General features: G+C 32.4%; 5 protein-coding genes and 1 pseudogene. 2 read left to right on the top strand and 4 right to left on the bottom strand.

Features of this window, described 5'->3' with window-relative positions; genetic code table 11:
* The coding region (locus AC1QQ2_RS13610) for a biotin/lipoyl-containing protein (protein ID WP_479713528.1) at positions 1–368 on the top strand (368 nt) is incomplete at its 5' end.
* A 36-nt stretch (positions 369–404) separates the two neighbouring features.
* The gene (gene ispH / locus AC1QQ2_RS13605; RefSeq protein WP_479713527.1) at positions 405–1,346 is read left to right on the top strand and encodes a 4-hydroxy-3-methylbut-2-enyl diphosphate reductase; all 942 of its coding nucleotides are present in this window, start codon (positions 405–407) and stop codon (positions 1,344–1,346) included.
* Here the strand turns inward: ispH and AC1QQ2_RS13600 are convergent.
* The 4 genes and pseudogenes from AC1QQ2_RS13600 to AC1QQ2_RS13585 all read right to left on the bottom strand — a co-directional run.
* Positions 1,339–2,154 (bottom strand): Brp/Blh family beta-carotene 15,15'-dioxygenase, encoded by an 816-nt coding sequence (locus AC1QQ2_RS13600; protein WP_479713526.1) that lies wholly within the window; start codon positions 2,152–2,154, stop codon positions 1,339–1,341. The two genes, ispH and AC1QQ2_RS13600, sit on opposite strands and share 8 nt — an antisense overlap.
* Positions 2,141–3,250, bottom strand: a complete 1,110-nt coding sequence (locus AC1QQ2_RS13595; RefSeq protein WP_479713525.1) for a lycopene cyclase family protein — start codon at positions 3,248–3,250, stop codon at positions 2,141–2,143. Before AC1QQ2_RS13595 ends, AC1QQ2_RS13600 begins: the two co-directional genes overlap by 14 nt.
* Positions 3,237–4,112 (bottom strand): phytoene/squalene synthase family protein, encoded by an 876-nt coding sequence (locus AC1QQ2_RS13590; RefSeq protein WP_479713524.1) that lies wholly within the window; start codon positions 4,110–4,112, stop codon positions 3,237–3,239. Before AC1QQ2_RS13590 ends, AC1QQ2_RS13595 begins: the two co-directional genes overlap by 14 nt.
* Before the next feature lie 9 nt (positions 4,113–4,121).
* Positions 4,122–4,451 (bottom strand): annotated as a pseudogene (locus tag AC1QQ2_RS13585) (phytoene desaturase); the annotation flags it as partial.

Raw genomic sequence — 4,451 nt, 5'->3', positions numbered from 1 at the left:
CATTGAACATAAGATATTTCACTCTTAGTGAACCTAATGAAAAAGGCTTTAGAACTGTCTATTTTGAGCTAAACGGCCAGCCTCGATCAGTTGATATAAAAGATAACTCTATCGCTGTTGATGATTTAGCTAAAGAGATGGCGGATCCTAGTAACAATGAGCACGTGGCTGCACCTATCCCGGGTTTACTGGTTGATGTAGCTGTATCTGAAGGTTTAAAAGTACAAAAGGGATCTAAGCTTTGCACAATCGAGGCCATGAAAATGGAAACCGTTATTTACGCTGATCGATCAGGGGTTGTTGACAAACTTTATGTCAAGGCGGGCGAAAGCATTGATGCTCAACAGCTTCTTTTTGTTATAAAATAACTCTTCTTCTTAACTTTATTGTGATAATTTTTATTTGTGGCTGAGTTAAAAATAATAACTGCAAAACATCGAGGATTTTGTGCGGGGGTAGACCGAGCTGTTGAAATGGTAGAGAAGTGCCTAGTTAAATATGGTGCTCCTGTTTATGTAAGACATGAAATTGTTCATAATAAATTTGTTGTCAGTAATTTAGAAAAAAAAGGTGTTGTGTTTGTAGATAGCTTAGAAGAGCTTCCCAAGAATACTAAACAACCGGTTATTTTTTCGGCACATGGCGTAGCAAAGAGGGTCATTGAAAAAGCCAAAGATTATAATTTAGTTTATTACGATGCAATTTGTCCGCTTGTGAGCAAAATCCATAAAGAAATTATCCAATTAGAAAATCAAGGATACCATATTATTATGATAGGCCATCATCATCACCCTGAGGTTGAAGGTACCGCCGGGCAATTAAATGATATTAGTAAATTAACACTTGTAGAAAATGTAGAGGATGTAAAAAAATTATTTTTTCCTTCAGATCAACTTTTAGCCTATGTAACCCAAACAACCTTGTCTGTTTTTGATACTCAAGAAATTGTCAATGAAATCAAAATAAAATTTCCCAATATTGTAGAACCTAAAAAGTCTGATATTTGTTATGCTACATCCAACAGGCAACTTTCTGTTCAGGATATGGCAAAAAATGTTGATGCGTTTTTTGTTATCGGTGCACATAACAGCTCTAACTCTATAAGATTGGTTGAAACAGCTAAACGTTTTGGGTGCAATCAAAGCGAACTCATTGAAAATGTTGATGATTTTAATTACACAATATTAAGCAATTTTAAAACAATCGGCATCACCGCAAGCGCCTCCGCCCCAGAGGAGCAGTTAAGTCTTTTTTTAAATAAAGTCAAAGAGCTATACGCTACGGAAATTATTAATCAAAAAGAAGATGAAAACGTGAGTTTTAAAATACCAAATTTTCTTAATTAAATTTTTTTCGATACATTAAATCCACTAAAATCATATGAGGCAAAGTTAGAGAGGCCAAACCTATAAATATGGTTTTTATAAAAGACTCCTCAAAAGAATAATTCTGACTTAAATAGTAAATTGTAGCACAGCCCCCAACCCAAGTTGCAATAGTAAACCAGACAGTAGAAGTAAAAACCAATCTTCCATTAGTTAAATGCTCTCTCGTTTTTTTAAGAATAGCAGAAACGTGTTTAATCGTATGTACAAAACAAAAATATAAAGCAAAGGCGGCTAGAGGCTCTAATAAGGAAATAATAAAAAATATAACTGCAATTTCTAGTAAGCCATATCGCATCTTTTTATGTTGAATGGCTAAAAATAGATAGCAAGAGACTAATAAGAGATAAATAAAATAAGCAAAACTTAAATAACTTTGAAATTCATATATTGATGAATTGGATAGGTATTCAAAAATTCGAAAAGATGCATCTTCATGAAAAAATATAATTCCAAACACTATATTCATTCCATGGGTTGCCGATATTAGCCATTTATAATTTTGTATTTTAAGAAAGGACCAATCACAAAGACCAAAATGAAATATACTCATTAAGATAAAAATCAATAATCCTGCAATGGGAAAATATATCCAAAAGATAATCACTAACGCACTAATACAAAGATACCCAAAAATAAAAAGAGTAAATTTTCTTCGATCGCTGTATCCCATCAGCATGGCAACGGCACCGTCAAAAGATCCATGCGGTATGCCAATAAAAGAGACCATGAATAAAGCCGCTAAAGATAAAAAACTAAGTTCTTCCATTTATACCCATTACTCTAAACATACTTTTAATAAAAGGCATTTTGGGCATGGCCAAAATTATCTTTACTTTTGTTTTAAAGTTAGCAATTCCCATCATAAAAGAGGAAAACTCTAGCCCTGTAAGATTTTTTGCTAAATTAATAAAAACCAACTCACTATTTTTGGAATGTTCAATAAAATCAACAAAAATATTGTCCATCCACCGACTCACAAGAGAATGATAAACATTAAAACTCTCAGTTTGTTCATTTAGGTTTTTGGTTAACTGCTTGAGATAAAATGAAAAAGCGTAGCCAGATGATGTTTTGGAGGCGCCGCCCCTCGTTCCAATATTTATATAATCGCTAGTATTTTTTTGGGTTTGAATTTCATGCATAGGCAGAATCCCCTTTTCTTTTTCAAGTATTTTAAAGTCTTGGATATCTAAAATATTCTTAACATAGGTTTCGATTTGTCTCTCATACCAGTGGTCTTCTAGTACGCTCTTAGAAAACACCGTCGACTCAACTAGTATGCAATTATTTTTAAGGGGCAAAACATACATAAAGTGCAGACCTTGATCTTGATTTACGCGAAAGTCCATTAATCGCATTGGAACAGAAAGACCACTTTCTGCGGGTTGAATTATATGTCCAATGAAATGTTGCTTAAGTTTATCTTTTTTTAAATCGGGAACTCTTGAGTCATATATTTTTTTTGCAAAAACAACTTCTTTGTTATCTAAGGTAATTTCAAAATAATTTTCCTTTTTTAAAATTGAAGCAACGTTTAATTCTTTAATTTCAAGATTGCTTAGGTTTTTCAGGCAGAATTCTTTCCATTTTTGATATCGAATAACACAATAGGGTGTATCTCTGCTTTCCTGGGCTACTTCAACCTCTTGTAGGTTAAATTTCCAATTCACCCATCTTTCCTCAATTAAATCCTCATACCTACTCATCCAGTCAGTAAGCCAAAATCCAAAAAAATTATTACGATTATTATTAAAATTTTTATCTATACCAATTAATTGTTGGTTAGTGTTTTCAAACAATAATTTAATAGTAGATAGGGCGCTGGCTCCCAGCCCTACAAATGCCACATCATAGATTTTCATGACTAAATTTTTTTCTAATATCTTGATAGCGATTTGATTTACTTGTAACAGTAAAAAATTTTGGAATTGCCAAAACAGTAATTAGTAACTTTTCCATCACATTTAAATAAATTCGTTTTTGATTATATACAAATTTTTGTTTTTTGATTTTATCACTAATTCCTTTATAGATTTTAGAAGCAATAAATATAGAAAATCGTGTTTTGAGTGGAATGAACTTTAATCCATTGAAACCATTTTGGTAAAAAACTTCTGCTAGATTTATTAATTTTTCCAAAGCATCCATCACTACTTGATTTTTTTGTATAGATAAATCCTTACTAACCAAGTCTTCTATCGTGATGTCTTTAATCCAGCTTTTGGGAAGATAAATTCTCCCCATCATTGCATCTTCATAGACATCTCTAGCGATATTGGTTAATTGCATTGCAATTCCTAAGTCTATTGCATTTTTTTTTGCATCACTGCTATTAACCCCTAGTATAGGCATCATCATTAAACCCACGGTTCCTGCTACGCGATACGAATAGGTAATCAAATCTTCCTCATTTTCAATGACAAAGGAACCTTGATCGTAAATTAATCCCTTTACTAAATCCTCTAAGATTGTGAGAGAAATATTATTTGATTTGAAAAAAATATTGATTGAATTTTCTTTATCCTTGTAAATATGATCAAACGCTCTTTGAATATCTTTTGAATTGTCCTGTGATTCATCATCGGCTAAATCATCAAAATAACGACAAACACTATAGAGCTTGAAGGCATTATTTTTATTTTTAGAGGGAAGAAAAAACCCTGCCCAAAAGAAGCTTTTTCCAAATTTGCTAATCGAGTCAAGGTTTAATTCAAATTTTTCCATATTTTAAAATTATAAATTAAAATCTTTTTTTATTAATTTTTCCATTGCTTTAGCGGAGCATAAAACACCAGGGATGCCAGCGCCAGGATGAGAGCCCGCAGTGGCAAAGTATAAATTGGATATTTTTTTATCTCTATTGTGATATCTAAACCACGCTGATTGAGAAAAAATAGGCGCAATAGAAAAACCCGCACCGTGTTTAGATCTATAATCTTTTTTAAAATCTTCTGGCGTCATCCAAAATTCTGCTTCCGTGTTTGTTAAAAGCCCAGGCATGATCGTTTCATCTAGCGCTTTAATAATTTTATTTTTTAAATTGATTGCCTCTGTACTCCAATC

The sequence above is a fragment of the Aestuarium sp. genome, assembly GCF_023253315.1.
Lineage (GTDB): Bacteria > Pseudomonadota > Alphaproteobacteria > Rhodobacterales > Rhodobacteraceae > Marivivens > Marivivens donghaensis.
This window is presented reverse-complemented; position numbering and strand designations above follow the sequence as displayed.

What these genes read in the sequence shown, in the direction of transcription:
- AC1QQ2_RS13600 (WP_479713526.1), bottom strand. Translation starts at nt 2,154, where the DNA reads ATGGAAGAACTTAGTTTTTTATCTTTAGCGGCTTTATTCATGGTCTCT.
- AC1QQ2_RS13595 (WP_479713525.1), bottom strand. Translation starts at nt 3,250, where the DNA reads ATGAAAATCTATGATGTGGCATTTGTAGGGCTGGGAGCCAGCGCCCTA.
- AC1QQ2_RS13590 (WP_479713524.1), bottom strand. Translation starts at nt 4,112, where the DNA reads ATGGAAAAATTTGAATTAAACCTTGACTCGATTAGCAAATTTGGAAAA.